This window comes from Dactylosporangium sp. CA-139066 (assembly GCF_050936175.1).
Taxonomy (GTDB): domain Bacteria; phylum Actinomycetota; class Actinomycetes; order Mycobacteriales; family Micromonosporaceae; genus Dactylosporangium.
In genome coordinates, this window is the sequence record NZ_JBNJNH010000001.1 from 1,258,988 (window position 1) to 1,274,400 (window position 15,413).

13 protein-coding genes and 1 riboswitch are annotated in these 15,413 nt (G+C 73.8%); of the genes, 9 read left to right on the forward strand and 4 right to left on the reverse strand.

The genetic code is table 11. The features are described from left to right. Positions 1-111: 111 nt before the first annotated feature. Positions 112-1,308, forward strand: a complete 1,197-nt coding sequence (gene metK, locus ACQEVU_RS05990; protein ID WP_433321528.1) for a methionine adenosyltransferase — start codon at positions 112-114, stop codon at positions 1,306-1,308. Positions 1,309-1,551: 243 nt separating this feature from the next. Further along, positions 1,552-3,459, forward strand: a complete 1,908-nt coding sequence (locus tag ACQEVU_RS05995; RefSeq protein WP_433321529.1) for a primosomal protein N' — start codon at positions 1,552-1,554, stop codon at positions 3,457-3,459. A 123-nt stretch (positions 3,460-3,582) separates the two neighbouring features. On the opposite strand, the gene ACQEVU_RS06000 is transcribed toward ACQEVU_RS05995, so the two are convergent. Next, entirely contained in the window at positions 3,583-4,611 is a 1,029-nt protein-coding gene (locus tag ACQEVU_RS06000) for an aldo/keto reductase (protein WP_433321530.1), read from the reverse strand. A 73-nt stretch (positions 4,612-4,684) separates the two neighbouring features. On the opposite strand from ACQEVU_RS06000, the gene ACQEVU_RS06005 reads away from it, so the two are divergent. After that, positions 4,685-5,242 carry a TetR/AcrR family transcriptional regulator gene (locus tag ACQEVU_RS06005; RefSeq protein ID WP_433321531.1) on the forward strand — a complete coding sequence of 186 codons (558 nt, stop codon included), beginning with the start codon at positions 4,685-4,687 and terminating at the stop codon, positions 5,240-5,242. A 160-nt stretch (positions 5,243-5,402) separates the two neighbouring features. On the opposite strand, the gene ACQEVU_RS06010 is transcribed toward ACQEVU_RS06005, so the two are convergent. Both ACQEVU_RS06010 and ACQEVU_RS06015 read right to left on the reverse strand, forming a co-directional pair. Continuing rightward, on the reverse strand, positions 5,403-5,960 hold the full coding sequence (locus ACQEVU_RS06010) for an AAA family ATPase (RefSeq protein WP_433321532.1): 558 nt from the start codon (positions 5,958-5,960) through the stop codon (positions 5,403-5,405). Between the two features lie 53 nt (positions 5,961-6,013). Continuing rightward, positions 6,014-7,741, reverse strand: a complete 1,728-nt coding sequence (locus tag ACQEVU_RS06015; protein ID WP_433321533.1) for an ABC transporter ATP-binding protein — start codon at positions 7,739-7,741, stop codon at positions 6,014-6,016. A gap of 99 nt (positions 7,742-7,840) precedes the next feature. Here ACQEVU_RS06015 and def point away from each other — a divergent pair, with 99 nt between their 5' ends. Genes def through ACQEVU_RS06030 form a run of 3 tightly spaced genes read left to right on the forward strand, consistent with a single transcriptional unit; the run spans position 7,841 to position 10,772 of the window. Then, positions 7,841-8,389 (forward strand): peptide deformylase, encoded by a 549-nt coding sequence (gene def / locus ACQEVU_RS06020; protein WP_433321534.1) that lies wholly within the window; start codon positions 7,841-7,843, stop codon positions 8,387-8,389. After that, positions 8,386-9,330, forward strand: a complete 945-nt coding sequence (gene fmt, locus ACQEVU_RS06025; RefSeq protein WP_433321535.1) for a methionyl-tRNA formyltransferase — start codon at positions 8,386-8,388, stop codon at positions 9,328-9,330. The genes def and fmt overlap by 4 nt, the downstream gene beginning before the upstream one ends. Then, entirely contained in the window at positions 9,330-10,772 is a 1,443-nt protein-coding gene (locus ACQEVU_RS06030; RefSeq protein ID WP_433321536.1) for an RsmB/NOP family class I SAM-dependent RNA methyltransferase, read from the forward strand. Before fmt ends, ACQEVU_RS06030 begins: the two co-directional genes overlap by 1 nt. Before the next feature lie 278 nt (positions 10,773-11,050). Here the strand turns inward: ACQEVU_RS06030 and ACQEVU_RS06035 are convergent, their stop codons facing one another. Then, complete coding sequence (locus ACQEVU_RS06035) at positions 11,051-11,611, reverse strand: hemerythrin domain-containing protein (protein ID WP_433321537.1); 561 nt, start codon at positions 11,609-11,611, stop codon at positions 11,051-11,053. Between the two features lie 557 nt (positions 11,612-12,168). Here ACQEVU_RS06035 and rpe point away from each other — a divergent pair. From rpe to ribD, 3 genes are all read left to right on the forward strand, one after another. Further along, positions 12,169-12,831 (forward strand): ribulose-phosphate 3-epimerase, encoded by a 663-nt coding sequence (gene rpe / locus ACQEVU_RS06040; protein ID WP_433321538.1) that lies wholly within the window; start codon positions 12,169-12,171, stop codon positions 12,829-12,831. Positions 12,832-13,065: 234 nt separating this feature from the next. Then, positions 13,066-14,016: a GGDEF domain-containing response regulator gene (locus ACQEVU_RS06045; RefSeq protein ID WP_433321539.1), complete on the forward strand. Its 951-nt coding sequence runs from the start codon at positions 13,066-13,068 to the stop codon at positions 14,014-14,016. A gap of 67 nt (positions 14,017-14,083) precedes the next feature. Beyond that, positions 14,084-14,230, forward strand: a riboswitch (FMN riboswitch). Between the two features lie 148 nt (positions 14,231-14,378). Next, complete coding sequence (gene ribD / locus ACQEVU_RS06050) at positions 14,379-15,413, forward strand: bifunctional diaminohydroxyphosphoribosylaminopyrimidine deaminase/5-amino-6-(5-phosphoribosylamino)uracil reductase RibD (RefSeq protein WP_433321540.1); 1,035 nt, start codon at positions 14,379-14,381, stop codon at positions 15,411-15,413.

Here is a 15,413-nt window from a genome sequence, read left to right on the forward strand (position 1 = left end):
CAGCCCTGTGCCGAAAGTCCCGACGGCCCGTGGACCAATACTCCAGCGCCAGGTCGTACACTCTGGCGGAATCACCTGTCGACTGCCGTAATCAAGCCCCTAGGAGCACCATTGGCACGCCGCCTGTTCACGTCAGAGTCGGTCACCGAAGGTCACCCGGACAAGATCGCCGATCAGATCAGTGACGGCGTTCTTGATGCGCTCCTCACGCAGGACCCGCGCAGCCGGGTGGCCGTCGAGACGCTCATCACGACCGGCCAGGTCCACGTCGCCGGCGAGGTGACCACGACCGCCTACGCCGACATCGCCAAGATCGTCCGCGAGACGATCCTCGGCATCGGCTACGACTCGTCGAAGAAGGGCTTCGACGGGGCGTCCTGCGGCGTGAGCGTGTCGATCGGCTCCCAGTCGCCCGACATCGCCCAGGGCGTCGACTCGGCCATCGAGGTCCGCGAGGGCGCCACCGGCGGCGACGCCCTCGACCTGCAGGGCGCCGGCGACCAGGGCATGATGTTCGGCTTCGCGTGCAACGAGACCCCGGAGCTCATGCCGCTGCCGATCGCGCTGGCCCACCGGCTGGCCCGCCGCCTCTCCGCGGTGCGCAAGGACGGCACCATCCCCTACCTGCGCCCGGACGGCAAGACGCAGGTCACCATCGAGTACGACGGGCTGCGCCCGGTGCGCCTGCACACCGTCGTGGTGTCCAGCCAGCACGCCCCGGACATCTCGCTCGACTCGCTGCTGACCCCGGACGTGCGCGAGCACGTCATCGCGCCGGAGCTCGAGGGCCTGGGCCTGGAGACCGAGGGTTACCGGCTGCTGGTCAACCCGACCGGCCGCTTCGAGATCGGCGGCCCGATGGGCGACGCCGGCCTCACCGGCCGCAAGATCATCGTCGACACCTACGGCGGCTACGCCCGCCACGGCGGCGGCGCCTTCTCCGGCAAGGACCCGTCGAAGGTCGACCGCTCGGCCGCCTACGCGATGCGCTGGGTCGCCAAGAACGTCGTGGCCGCCGGCCTGGCCGAGCGCTGCGAGGTCCAGGTCGCCTACGCCATCGGCAAGGCCCACCCGGTCTCGCTGTTCGTCGAGACCTTCGGCACCGAGGTCGTGCCGGTCGAGCGCATCGAGAAGGCCATCAACGAGGTCTTCGACCTGCGCCCCGCCGCGATCATCCGCGACCTGGACCTGCTCAAGCCGGTCTACCAGCAGACGGCCGCCTACGGGCACTTCGGCCGCGAGCTGCCCGGCTTCACGTGGGAGCAGGCCTCGCGCACGGCCGAGCTGAAGTCCGCCGCCGGCGCCTGACGCCCGCTCGCGCACCTTCCGACGTTGGCCGATCAGTCCGAACCCGGGATTGATCGGCCGACGTCATTTTCCGAACCGGTTGAAGATCTACCGGAGCCTATTAAACCGGCGCTCTTCCCGGAGTCGGAAGCGCGGCCTCGCGCCGCCGCCGAGCGCATTGCCGGAAACGCCGGCGGCCGCGCCCGCGCCGCCCGCGCCGCGGCCCCCGCGAAACGCGCCGCCGACGAATCCCCGATCGCCCGCGTGTGCGTCGACAGCCCCCTGCCGCACCTCGACCGGCCGTTCGACTACCTCGTGCCGGACACCGCGGCCGGGACCGCGCTTCCCGGCACGCGTGTGCGGGTCCGCTTCGCCGGCCAGCTCGTGGACGGCTTCGTCCTCGAGCGCACCGCCGAGACCACCCACGAGGGCCGGCTGCACTTCCTCGACCGCGCCGTCTCCGCCGAGCCCGTCCTGACGCCGCAGGTCGCCAGGCTGGCCCGCGAGATCGCCGACCGCTACGCGGGGACCCTGTCCGACGTGCTGCGACTGGCCGTACCGCCGCGCCATGCCAGGGCCGAGGCGGCCCCGGCCGCGACGGCCCCCGACCTGGGCGAGCCGGCGGCGGTTCCGGCGGACGGCTGGGCCCGCTACACGGCCGGCGCGGCGCTGCTGCGGGCCCTCGCCGCCGGCCGGGTGCCCCGCGCCGTCTGGACCGCGCTGCCCGGCGAGGACTGGCCGGCCCGCCTCGCCGAGGCCGCCGCGACGGCGCTGGCCGCCGGGCGCGGCGCGCTCATCGTCGTCGCCGACGCCCGCGACCTCGACCGCCTCGACGCCGCCCTGCTGCGCATCCTCGGCGGGCCCGGGCGGCACGTCGCGCTCTCGGCCGCCCTCGGCCCGGCCGAGCGCTACAAGCGGTTCCTGGCGGCGTCGCGGGGTACCGCCCGAATCGTCATCGGCACGAGGGCCGCCGCGTTCGCCCCGGTCGCCGGCCTCGGCCTGGTCGCGATCTGGGACGACGGCGACGACCTGCACAGCGAGCCGCGCGCACCGTACCCGCACGCCCGGCAGGTCCTGCTGGCCCGGGCCGAGCAGGAGGGCTGCGCGGCGATCGTGGGCGGCTTCGGGCGTACCGCGGAGGCCCAGCAGCTCGTCGAGACCGGCTGGGCGATCGAGGTCGGCGCCGCCCGCGACGAGCTGCGCCGGCGCATGCCCCGCGTCCTCACCGTCGGCGAGCACGAGCGGTCCCGCGACCCGCAGGCGGCCGCCGCGCGCCTGCCCTCGGTGGCCTGGCGCGCCGCGCGCGACGCCCTCGCCGCCGGCGCCCCGGTGCTCATCCAGGTGCCCCGCCGCGGCTACCTGCCCGCGGTCGCCTGCGCCGACTGCTACACCCCGGCGCGCTGTTCGCACTGCTCCGGCCCGCTCTCGCTGCCGGCCGCCGACGGCGTCCCGTCGTGCCGCTGGTGCGGTCGCCCCGCCGCCGGCCACGCCTGCCCGGAGTGCGGCGGCCGCCGCCTGCGCGCCGCGGTCATCGGCGCCCGCCGCACCGCCGAGGAGCTGGCCCGGGCGTTCCCGGACACGGTCGTGCGCACGTCGGGCCGGGACGGGATCCTGGATGCGGTACCGCGGGAGCCCACCCTCGTCGTGTCCACCCCCGGCGCCGAGCCCCTGGCCGACGGCGGCTACGGCGCGGTGCTGCTGCTCGACACGTGGGCCTTCCTCACCCGCGCCGACCTGCGGGGCACGGAGGAGGCGCTGCGCCGCTGGTTCGCCGCCGCGTCCCTGGCCCGCCCGGCGGCCCCGGTCGTGGTGGTCGCCGACGGCGGCCTCGCCGCCGTGCAGGCCCTGCTGCGGTTCGACCCGGCGTGGCTGGCCGCGCGGGAGCTGGCCGACCGCCGCGAGCTCGGCTTCCCGCCGGCCGTGCGGATCGCCGCGCTGACCGGGGCGCCGGCCGCGGTGGCCGAGCTGCTGTCGCTGGCCGAGCTGCCGGCCGGCGCCGAGGTGCTGGGCCCGGTGCCGGCCGCGGAGGGCCAGGAGCGGATGCTGGTGCGCACCGCCCGCTCGGCCGGCAAGGCGCTCGCCCTGTCGCTGCGGGCCGCCGCCGGCGCCCGCTCGGTGCGCAAGGCCGCCGACCCGGTGCGCATCCAGATCGACCCGCTGGACCTGCTGTAGGCGGCGGCCCGGTCGCCGGCCACGGCCTTAGGCGGCCGTCTGGACGGCTGTGGGCGGCTTTAGGCGGCGGCCCGGTCGCCGGCCGGGCGGGTTTAGGCGGCCGCCTGGCGGGCGTGGGCGGCTTTAGGCGGCGGCCCGGTCGCCGGCCGGGCGGCGGCGAAGGGTGGCCTGCTGCATCTCCGGCGGGGCATACGCCATGTCGAGCCGGCCCGCGTCCGTGCCCGGCGGGACGATCTCGTCGATCTCGTCCAGGATCTTGTCGTCGAGCACCAGGTCGGCGCCGGCCAGCAGGTCGTCGAGCTGCTCCATCGTGCGCGGGCCGATGATGGCCGACGTCACGCCCGGGTGGGCGACCGCGAACGCCATCGCGAGATGGGTCAGCGAGTGCCCGGCCCGCTCGGCCAGCCCGACGAGCGCCTCGACGGCGTCGAGGCGCCGCTCGTCGCGGTAGTGCTTGAACGGCAGCCCCGCGCGATGGGTGCCGGCCTCCTGGCCCTTGCGGAAGCGGCCGGTGAGCATGCCTTGCGCCAGCGGGCTCCAGACGAGGGTGCCCATGCCGTAGCGCTGGGCGACCGGCAGGATCTCGCGCTCGATGCCGCGGTCGAGCATGGAGTACGGCGGCTGCTCGGCGCGGAACCGCTCCAGGCCGCGGCGCTCGGCCGCCCACTGCGCCTCGACGATCGCCGAGGCCGGGAACGTCGACGAGCCGATCGCCCGGACCTTGCCGGCGCGCACGAGGTCGGTCAGCGCCGACAGGGTCTCCTCGAGGTCGACCGTCGGGTCGAGCCGGTGGATCTGGTACAGGTCGATGTGGTCGGTCTGCAGCCGGCGCAGCGAGTGCTCGACCTCGGCCATGATCCACCGCCGCGAGGCGCCGCGCTGGTTGGGGTCGTCGCCCATCGCGCCGTGCACCTTCGTGGCGAGCACGACGCGGTCGCGGCGGCCCTTGAGCGCCTTGCCGACGATCTCCTCGGACTCGCCGCGGGAGTACACGTCGGCGGTGTCGACGAAGTTGATGCCCGCGTCCAGGGCCTTGTGGATGATGCGGATCGAGTCGTCGTGGTCGGGGTTGCCGATGGCGCCGAACATCATGGCGCCCAGGCAGTAGGGGCTGACCTGGATGCCGGTGCGGCCCAGCGTGCGGTAGCGCATGGCTCTCCCTCGGGTGGCGTAACATAAGTGGAACGTCTTATCAGTTACTACGATACGGAACGTCTTCTCACTTATGCAAACACCCGAGCCCGCGCGCCGAGTCCGCGCGGATGCCCAGCGCAACATCGACGCGCTGATCGTGGCGGCCCGCGAGGTCTTCGCCGCGTCGGGCGTGGACGCCCCCGTGCGCGAGATCACGTCGCGGGCCGGCGTGGGCCTGGCCACCTTCTACCGGCACTTTCCGGAGCGCTCGGACCTGGTCACGGCCGTCTTCCGGCACGAGGTCGACGCCTGCGCCGACACCGCGGCGACGCTGGCCGCCGCCCACGAGCCGCTCGAGGCCCTCGTCCGCTGGCTGCGCCGGTTCACCGAGTTCGTCGGCACGAAGCGCGGCCTGGCCGCGGCGCTGCACTCGGGCAACCCGGCGTTCGAGCCGCTGCCCGCGTACTTCCGGCAGCGCTTCGAGCCCGCGCTGGGCTCCCTGCTGGCGGCGGCCGCGGCGGCCGGCGAGATCCGCAAGGACGTCGAGCCCCTGGAGCTGCTGCACGCCGTGTCCCGGCTGTGCGCGGGGGACCCGGGCGACGACCGCATGGTCGCGCTCCTGATCGACGGCCTGCGCTTCGGCGCCTAGCGCCTGTTTCATTACTGGGGTGGGAGCGAGGCCGAGTCCAGATTTCGTCTGGCGGTGGCCCGCGGAAGCCTGGCTACCGGTGTTGTAACCCGGCTTTCGCGGGACGCCGCCAGGCGGAATCTGGGCCGGCCGCAGCCCCGCCTCAGTAATGAAACAGGCGCTAGCCCGGCGGGACCGTGGCGAGCGCCGAGCGCAGGGCGTCGAGCAGGGGTGGGGCGCCCGCGCGGTTGTCGACCTCGATGTGCGCGACGGCCGGCGGGCGGTCCGGGGGAATAGCGGCCAGGAACTCCGGCCAGCGGGCCAGCTTCTGGCCGTCGCGGTGCGAACCCCGCGCCAGCAGCCGCGCGCGCAGCGTCTCAGGGTCGGAGCGGACCCAGACCAGGCGGACCGGCTCGCCGCCCAGCGCCGCCACGAACGCCGACCAGCGGGCCGGATCCGAGATCTGGCCGGTGAACGGGCCGGACAGCAGCACCGGGCAGCCGTGCGAGCGGATCTCGCGCGCGGTGGCGGCCAGCCCGGCGTACTCGTGGACCTTGATGTTCGCGTCGTACCACGGGCCCTCGCGCTCGCCCGGCGGCCGCCCCGCCGCGGCCAGGGTGGCCGCGACGAAGTCGCCGTAGAGGGTGTCCTTGTCGAGCAGGGCCGGCGTCGGCTCCAGCAGCCGCAGCAGGAGGTCGGCCACCGTGGACTTGCCGGCGCCCGGCGGGCCGGCCACCACCCACGCCGCACTGTGTCTTCTGTTCGCGGCCCCTCCGCTCCGCTCCGGACCGCTCATGCGACCAGCAGCTGGTTGGTGGCCAGCTCGCGGTAGAGCGGGCTGGTCTCGAGCAGCTCGTCGTGGCGGCCGGCGGCGACGACGCGGCCATGCTCGAGGACCACGATCTGGTCGGCGTCGACGACCGTCGACAGGCGGTGGGCGACGACGATCATCGTGCGGTCGCGGGCGACGGTGTCGATCGCCTCGCGCAGGGCCACCTCGTTGCGGGCGTCCAGGTTGGACGTCGGCTCGTCGAGCAGCAGGATCGGGGGAGCGGCCAGCAGCGTGCGGGCGATGGCGAGGCGCTGGCGCTCGCCGCCGGAGAGCAGGACGCCGCCCTCGCCGACCTGCGCGTCCAGGCCGAGCGGGGTACGCCCGACGATGTCGGTGAGGTTGACGGCGGCCAGGACCGAGAGCATCTGCGCCTCGGTCGCGCCGGGAACGGTCAGGCGCAGGTTCTCCCGCAGGGTGCCGGCGAGGACGGGGGCCTCCTGCTCGACGTACCCGAGCTGGGCCCGCAGCGCCTGCCGCGGCAGCTCGCGCACGTCGACGCCGGCCACCCGCACCGCGCCGCCGGTCACGTCGTAGAAGCGCTCGACCAGCTGCAGCAGCGTGGACTTGCCGGCGCCGGACGGGCCGACCAGGGCGGTGCGGGTGCCGTAGGGGACGGTGAACGAGACGTCGGTCACGACCGGCTCGGCCGCCGACGCATAGCCGAACGTGACGCGGTCGAACGCCACCGCGACCGGGCCGCCGGCGGGGGTTCTGGTGCCGGCGTCGGCTTCCAGGGGTACCGCCAAAATGTCTTCCATTCTTTGCAGCGCACCCAGGCCGGTCTGCAGCTGCGTATAGGCGTGCAGGGCCTGACCCAGCGGCATGACCAGGAAGAACAGGTACAGCACGAACGCCACGAGGTCGCCGACGGAGATCGTCCCGGCGGCCACGCGGGCGCCGCCGACGCCGAGCAGCAGCAGGAACGCGCCCTGGATCGCGGCGATGCTGGCCGGGCCGACGAGGGCCTGCAGGCGGGCGATGCGCACGCCCGCGCGGTACGCCTCCTCGGCGCTGCCGGAGACGGTGGCGATCTCGCGCTCCTCGGCGTTGCTGGCCCGGATCGTGCGGGCGGCGGACAGCGCCCGCTCGACCGCGCTGGTCATCTCGCCGATGCGGGCCTGCGCCTGCTCGGAGGCCGGGCGCACCCGGCGGGAGAAGATCACCGCGACCGACAGCCCGACCGCGAGCCCGGCGCCGGCGGTGAGGAACAGGATCGGGTCGAGCAGCACCATCGCGGTCGCCGCGCCGAGCACCATCACCGAGCCGGTGACCGTCTCGAACAGGCCCGAGGTGACCACGGCGCGCAGCAGGGTGGTGTCCGCGCCGACCCGGGAGAGCAGATCGCCGGTGCGGCGCTGGTCGTACTCGCTGATCGGCAGCCGCAGCAGGTGCCTGGTCAGCCGCCGGCGGGAGGTGAGCACCAGCCCCTCGGCGGTGCGCTGGAGCAGGTAGTCGCGCACCGCGCTGAGCACGGCGACGGCGGCCAGCACGACGACGAGCAGCGCGACGGTGCGCCACACGGTGTGCCCGCCCTGCAGGCCGTCGAGGACCTGCCTGGTGAGCAGCGGCTGGGCGAGGGTGGTCACGGAACCGAGGAGGGAGAGGACCCCGACGACGACGAGGGTGGCCCGGTGATCGCGAAGGTAGGGCAGCAACGACCGCAGCGAGACGCGAGGCGTGTCCGACACGCTCCCACGGTAGTTCCCCGTCACCCTTCGGCCGGAGCGCTCGCGATTCAGCCACTGGCTAGACTTGAACGACTCGTTCCGGACCAGATGAGGTGCCGCTTGACTGTCCAGTCCGTCCGCCTGTTCGGCGACCCGGTGCTGCGCACGCCCGCCGACGCGGTCGTCGACTTCGACAAGGAGCTGCGCAAGCTCGTGAGCGACCTGCTCGACACGATGCGCCAGCAGAACGGCACCGGCCTCGCCGCCCCGCAGATCGGCGTCGGGCTGCGGGTGTTCACCTTCGACGTCGACGACGTGGTGGGGCACCTGGTCAACCCGGTCCTCGAGTTCCCCGACGAGGAGGAGCAGGACGGGCCCGAGGGGTGCCTGTCCATCCCCGGGGTGTACGTCGACACGAAGCGGCGGCAGAACGTCATCGCCAAGGGCTTCAACCAGCACCACGACCCGATCCAGATCGTCGGCACCGGGCTGATGTCGCGCTGCGCGCAGCACGAGACCGACCACCTCGACGGCGTGCTGTTCGTCGACCGGCTCGACGCCGAGCGGCGCAAGCAGGCGATGAAGGAGATCCGGGCCGCCGAGTGGTACAACCCGGACGCGCCGCCGGTGGTCAAGTCCAGCCCGCACGGACTGTTCGGCATCCGGTGAGGCTCGTCTTCGCGGGCACCCCGGCCGTGGCCGTGCCCTCCCTCGAGGCCATCGCCGCCTCGCAGCACGAGCTGGCGGCGGTCGTCACGCGCCCCGACGCGCCCTCCGGCCGGGGCCGCCAGCTCGTCCCGTCCCCGGTCAGCGCGTGGGCGAGCGAACGCGGCATCCCGGTGCTGACCCCGGCCAGGCCGCGCGACCCCGAGTTCCTCGAGCAGCTGCGCGCCCTGGAGCCGGACTGCGCTCCCGTGGTGGCCTACGGCGCTCTGGTACCGCGGGCCGCCCTCGACGTTCCGCGGTACGGCTGGGTGAACCTGCACTTCTCGCTCCTGCCGGCCTGGCGGGGCGCCGCACCCGTGCAGCACGCCGTCCTGCACGGCGACGAGATCACCGGGGCGAGCGTGTTCCTGCTGGAGGAGGGGCTCGACACCGGGCCCGTCTTCGGCACGCTGACGGAGCCGATCGGGCCCCGCGACACCTCGGGCGACCTGCTCGAGCGGCTCTCGGTGTCGGGCGCCGAGCTGCTCGTCCGGGTGCTGGACGGGATCGCCGCCGGGGCGGTTTCCGCGGTACCGCAGCCGAACGAAGGCGTCACGAACGCCCCGAAGCTCGGCGTCGAGGACGCCGCGGTGCGCTGGGGCGATCCGGCGTTCGCGGTCGACCGGCGGATCCGGGCGTGCACGCCGGCGCCGGGCGCCTGGACGACGTTCCGGGGCGAGCGGCTCAAGCTCGGCCCTGTGACGCCGCTCACCGCCGCCACCGTCATCGCGGGCTCGCCGGCGTCGGCGCCGGGCGTGCTCACGGTCGAGCGCAACCGGGTGCTCGTCGGCACCGGCACGGTCCCGGTCGTCCTGGGCACGGTGACCGCGCCCGGCAAGAAGCCCATGCCGGCCGACGCGTGGGTGCGCGGCGCCCGGGTCGAGTCCGGGGAGATCGTGTCTTGATGCGCTCTGCTCCTCGTCGCGGACCTGGTCAGCGTCCGGCGGGTGGGCGCGACGATCGTCTTGCGCGGCCGCCGCGCGGTCGCCGCCCCGCGATCGACCCGGCGCGCGAGGCCGCGTACGAGGCGGTCGCCGCCGTGCACCGCGACGACGCCTACGCCAACCTCGTCCTGCCCCGGCTGCTGCGCGAGAACGGCGTCGGCGGCCGGGACGCGGCGTTCGCGACGGAGCTGACGTACGGCACGCTGCGCCAGACCGGCACCCTGGACGCCATCGTCGCCGCGGCCGCCGACCGGGCGATGGACCGCATCGACCCACCGGTGCGCGATGCGCTGCGCATCGGCGCGTACCAGCTGCTGCACATGCGCGTCGGCGCCCACGCCGCCGTGGCCACCACCGTCGATCTGGTCCGCTCCCTGGTCCCCGGCGCCGCCGGTTTCGCCAACGCCGTCCTGCGCCGCGTCGGCGAGGCGGACCGCACCGAGTGGCTGAGCCGCCTGGCCCCCGCCGACCCGGTCGCCCGCGCCGCCCTCGCCCACGCGCACCCGCAGTGGATCGTGAACGCCTTCGCCGACGCGCTGGGCTCGCTGGACGAGGCCGAGCTGGCGCTGGACGCCGACAATCTTCCGCCGCCGGTACACCTCTGTGCCCGCCCCGGCCGCATCACCCCCGCCGACCTGGCATCCTCGCTGCGGGGCGCTTCGGTGGGGCGCTACTCGCCGTACGCGGTCGTCCTCGCCGGCGGCGGCGACCCCGGCTCGATCCCGGCGATCCGCGAGGGCCTGGCCCACGTGCAGGACGAGGGCAGCCAGCTCGTCGCCGCCGTGCTCGCCGATGCCCCGCTGGACGGTCCGGACGAGCGCTGGCTCGACCTGTGCGCCGGCCCCGGCGGGAAGGCCGGCCTGCTCGGCTCCCTGGCCGCGTCCCGCGGCGCGCACGTGACCGCGGTCGAGGTGGCCCACCACCGGGCCGCCCTGGTCGCCCAGGCCACCGCGGGCCTGCCCGTCTACACGATCAACGCCGACGGCCGCGACGTCGGCAAGGACCCGGACCTGCCCGTCGACGCCTTCGACCGCGTCCTCGTCGACGCGCCGTGCACCGGCCTCGGCGCGCTGCGCCGCCGCCCGGAGGCGCGGTGGCGGCGGCAGCCTTCCGATCTGCCGCCGCTGACCCGGCTGCAGCGGGAGCTGTTGCAGTCGGCCTTCCGGGCGGTACGGCCCGGCGGCCTCGTGGCCTACGTGACGTGCTCGCCGCATCAGGCCGAGACGGAGGTTTCGGTCACGGAGGCGGCGCGGCGCTCGTCGATCGAGGTGGATCTGGTGGACGCTCGGCCGTATCTGCCTGCGTCGCTTCCGGAGATCGGCAGCGGGCCTACGGTGCAGCTGTGGCCGCACCGCCACGGCACGGACGCGATGTTCGTGGCTCTGCTCCGCCGCGCCTCGTAGGCACCTCGCGGGGCGGAGGCGGCCCTGATTTTCGTCGGTCGGGCTCTCGTTCAAGTGGGCCGGGCGACTTTGGTCGCCGTCGTCCGCAGCGGCCCGGACGGCTTGGCCGGTCCGTGGTTCGGGTCTCCCGCGCGGCCCAAAAAGTGTCGTAGGTGCGGGTTATGCTCGCGCCGGAGCGTTGGTCGTCGGGCTGGCACCAGGCCTGACGGGCTTCCGCTCTGTGCCTGACGTCGTCAGCCCGGCAGTGCCGGGCCATCCATCATCACCGCGGGCGGGTCTCAGCCGATCGCGTCCGGAGCATGCGTGAGCGGGTCGCGCTGCTGCGGAGGCGAGGCCGAGCGCCCGTCGGGTACGAGTGCCGCGACGGCCGCGCGGCTCCCGCACCCGTCCGCGATGAGCCGGTCGCGCTCGGCCACCCAGGCCAGCCCGAGCGCCTCGCGGGCCTCCACGCCGAGCTGGAGCCGCGCATCGTTGAGCAACGTGCGCTCCTCCTCGTCGACGTGGTGCGCCAGCGAGTTGGCCAGCTTGCCCAGCGCCCGATCGAACTCGGGAGCCAGCACGTCGTCGACATCCAGCAGCACCAGCAGCTTGCGATGCCCCTCGATGTGCTCGTCCTCGCCGTGCTCGACGTGCGCACCTCCGCCGGCGAGCTCGCGCAGCTTCGGGTACACCTCCGACTCCTCGGCAATGGCGTGCCCCACCAGCAGATGCGCCAGCTCGGCCCGCAACGCCACCCGCCGCTCCCGCACGGCATCGACGTGGACATCGCGAACCCGCAGCGCGCGCAGCAACTGCTCGAACCGCACGTGATCGCCAACGATCGCCTCGACGACGTCCATAGTGACCATTCTCGCAGCCATGGAGGCCGATTCGCCGGACAACACCCGAGGGACCCACGACCACATCGCCGCGGCCAGCGGACCTCAGCCCCGCACAGCGCCTGGCCGCGCCCGCGTGTGGCCGCGCCCGCGTGTGGCCGCGCCCGCGTGTGGCCGCGCCCGCGTGTGGCCGCGCCCGCGTGTGGCCGCGTCCGCGTGTGGCCGCGTCCGCGTGTGGCCGCGCCTGGCTGTGACCGTGCCTGGCTGTGACCGTGCCTGGCTGTGACCGTGCCTGGCTGTGACCGTGCCTGGCTGTGACCGTGCCGGGTCGTGACCAGGCCGGGCCGTGACCGTGCGTGGGATGACCGTGGCTGGGCGTGACTGCGCTAGGCCGCGACGATGCCGGGCCGTGTGGCCCGTGCCGAAGTCTGCGCCGGGAGTGGGTGCGTCCAAGCCGTGATCGGGGTTGCGGTCGGCAGCCCGCGGCGGCCACAGCCCAGCGTGCGAGTCGCGGGCCGGCTGGAGCGGGACGGGCTGCATGCGGCGCGGGCGGGAGGCGGGGCCGATAGCATCACGCTGTGTCGGACAACGTGATTGCGCCCTCGATTCTTGCTGCGGATTTCGCTCGGCTCGCCGATGAGGCGCGGGCCGTCGAAGGGGCCGCGGACTGGTTGCACGTGGATGTCATGGACTACCACTTCGTGCCCAACCTTACGATCGGGCTGCCCGTGGTGCAGAGCCTGCGCAAGGCGACCACGCTGCCGTTCGACTGCCACCTCATGATTGCCGATCCGGCGCGGTGGGCCGTGGACTATGCGGCCGCGGGGGCGTACAACGTCACGTTCCACGCCGAGGCGGCGACCGATCCCCTTGCGATTGCCAAAGATCTGCACGCGGCCGGGAGCCGGGCGGGGCTGGCGATCGACCGGGACACCGCCGTCGAAGGGTACCTCGAGCTGCTCCCGCACTTCGACCTGCTGCTCATCATGACCATCAAGGCCGGGTTCGGCGGGCAGGCGTTCATGCCGGAGCTGCTCGACAAGGTCCGGGCCGCGCGGCGGCACGTCGACGCCGGGCACCTTGAGCTGCGGATCGAGGTCGACGGGGGAGTGGCCGAGGACACCATCTACGCGTGTGCCGAGGCGGGGGCGGACACCTTCGTGGCGGGGACGGCCGTGTACGGGGCGGAGGATCCGGCGGCGGCCGTGCGCAAGCTGCGGGCGGTCGCGGCCGGGAGCTGAGGGCCGGGGCTGGTCTGGCCGTGTACGAGCCGGCCGGATGAGACTGAGCGGAGCGGAGCTGCCCCGGCGCGGGCGAAGCGAGCTGGAACGCAGCCCAGGCGCCCGCTCTAGACGTATGCGAGCCGTCCGGACGAGAATGGTGGACCTGTCCGTCGCCGCGCGCGCCGCCGCAGGTTTTGAGGGGGTCCGGGTGGAGCGGAGCTCCCCCCGGCGCGAGCGAAGCGAGCTGGAAGCATGGCTGAACCGGACGTCATTCTCGTGGTTGACGACGATGCCGACATCGCGCGATTCATCGAAGTCAATCTCAGCCTTGAAGGGTTTGACGTTCTGCTGGCGCACGACGGGGCCACGGCGCTGGCGCTGATTCAGGAGTACAAGCCGGCGCTGGCCGTTGTCGACTGGATGATGCCGCAGCTGGACGGGCTCGAGCTGACCCGGCGGCTGCGGGCCGATCCGATGACCGCCTCCATGCCGGTGATCCTGCTGACCGCGCGCGGGCAGACCGCCGACAAGGTGATCGGGCTGCAGGCCGGGGCCGACGACTACCTCGTCAAGCCGTTCGACACGCTCGAGCTGGTGGCCCGGGTGCGCTCGACGCTGCGGCGCAACCAGGAGAATCGGGAGGTTTCGCCCCTTACCGGGCTGCCGGGGAACACGCGCATCCTGCGGGAGATCACCGATCGGGCGCGGGCGGGGAGCGACTTCGCCGTGTCGCACGTCGACATCGACCGGTTCAAACCGGTCAACGACGTGTACGGGTTCCAGCGTGGCGACGAGTTCATCATCTCGCTCGCCCGGGCGCTGCACCGGGCCGTGGTGGAGGTGGGGCTGCCGCCCGCGTTCCTGGGGCACATCGGCGGGGACGACTTCCTGGTCGTCTGCACGCCGGACCAGCTCAAGGAGCTGACCACCAAAGCCATCCTGGAGTTCCAGAGCGCCTCCGACGCGCTGTACGACCCCGTGGACGCCGAGCGCGGGTACATCGAGGTCGTGTCGCGGACCGGGGAGGTCCAGCAGCCCAACCTCGTGACGCTGTCGATCGGGGTGGCGATCGCGACGCCGCAGAGCGGGACCTTCACCGATCCGCGGGAGATCATCGCGGTCGCGACCGAGATGAAGAAGGTCGCGAAGAAGCACAACGGCAACTACGTGGCGGTCGACCGGCGCAGCGCCGTCGAGTTGTGACGCACATCCCCGACAGGATGGGGTAAGGACCGCCAGTTCTGTGTAAGACTCAGGCTAAGTACCCACCACGCGCTGGCGGGGCTCGGTGAAATTCCGAACCGGCGGTAATCGGCCATCACGGCCGAAAGCCCGCGACCCGGTCGAAGCCATCGGCCGGTGGACCTGGTGTGAGTCCAGGGCCGACGGTCAAAGTCCGGATGGGAGTTCAGCGCGCGGGATCCGGTGCCGTCCGTCAAGCGGGCGGTCCGGTGGGCTGCTGCGTGCTCCCTGGCCATCGGCCCGGTTTCCGTGGCGTCCCCCCGCGTGTGATCACACAGTTTGTGATCAAGCAAGACGCCGGGAGCGGGACACGCGGAGGGGACATGGCAGACGACGAGACATTCATGCGACGCGCCATCGAGCTGGCGCGCCTCAGCCTCGGCGAGACCAGCCCCAACCCCAACGTCGGCTGCGTCATCGTCGGGGCCGACGGGCGCATCGCCGGCGAGGGGCGCACGTCGCCGGCCGGCGGGCCGCACGCCGAGGTGCGGGCGCTCGAGCAGGCGGGGGAGCGGGCCCGCGGCGCCACCGCCTACGTCACCCTGGAGCCCTGTAACCACACCGGGCGCACCGGCCCGTGCTCGCGCGCCCTGGTCGCGGCGGGGGTGGCCCGCGTCGTGGTCGGCGTGCGCGACCCCAACCCGGTCGCCGCCGGCGGCGCCGAGACGTTGCGGTCCGCCGGGGTCGCCGTGGACATGGGTTCGGTACTGCACGAGCTCTCCCACGACGCCATGGAGGGCTGGCTCACCGCCGTTTCGCGGGGCACCCCTTACGTCATCTGGAAGTTCGCCGCGACGCTCGACGGGCGCTCGGCTGCCGCCGACGGCACGAGCAAGTGGATCACGTCGCCGGCCGCCCGGGCCGACGTGCACCAGCTGCGCGGCGGCGTGGACGCGATCATTGCCGGCATCGGCACCGTCCTGGCCGACGATCCGCAGCTCACCGTGCGTTCGCCGGAGGGCGAGCTCGCGGCCCGCCAGCCGCTGCGCGTGGTCGTCGGAGGCACCCGGGGTACCGGAGCCGGATTGAAGGTTTTTGATTCCACGGCGCCGACGTGGGTCGCCGCGCCGGGGGCGGACGGGCGCGTCGACCTGGCCGCCATGCTGCGGGAGCTCTACGCGCGCGACGTGCGGGTGGCGCTGCTGGAGGGCGGGCCGACCCTCGCGGGCGCGTTCCTGGCGGCCGGCCTGGTCGACCGGGTCGTCGCCTACCTCGCGCCCAAGCTGCTCGGGGCCGGGCCCGCGGCCCTGGGCTTCGCCGGAATATCCAGCATCGCCGAGGCCTTGACGCTCGACGTTGTCGACCTTGCCCGGATCGGGCCCGATGTGCGCCTGACGGCAACAGTGAAAGGTGCGTGA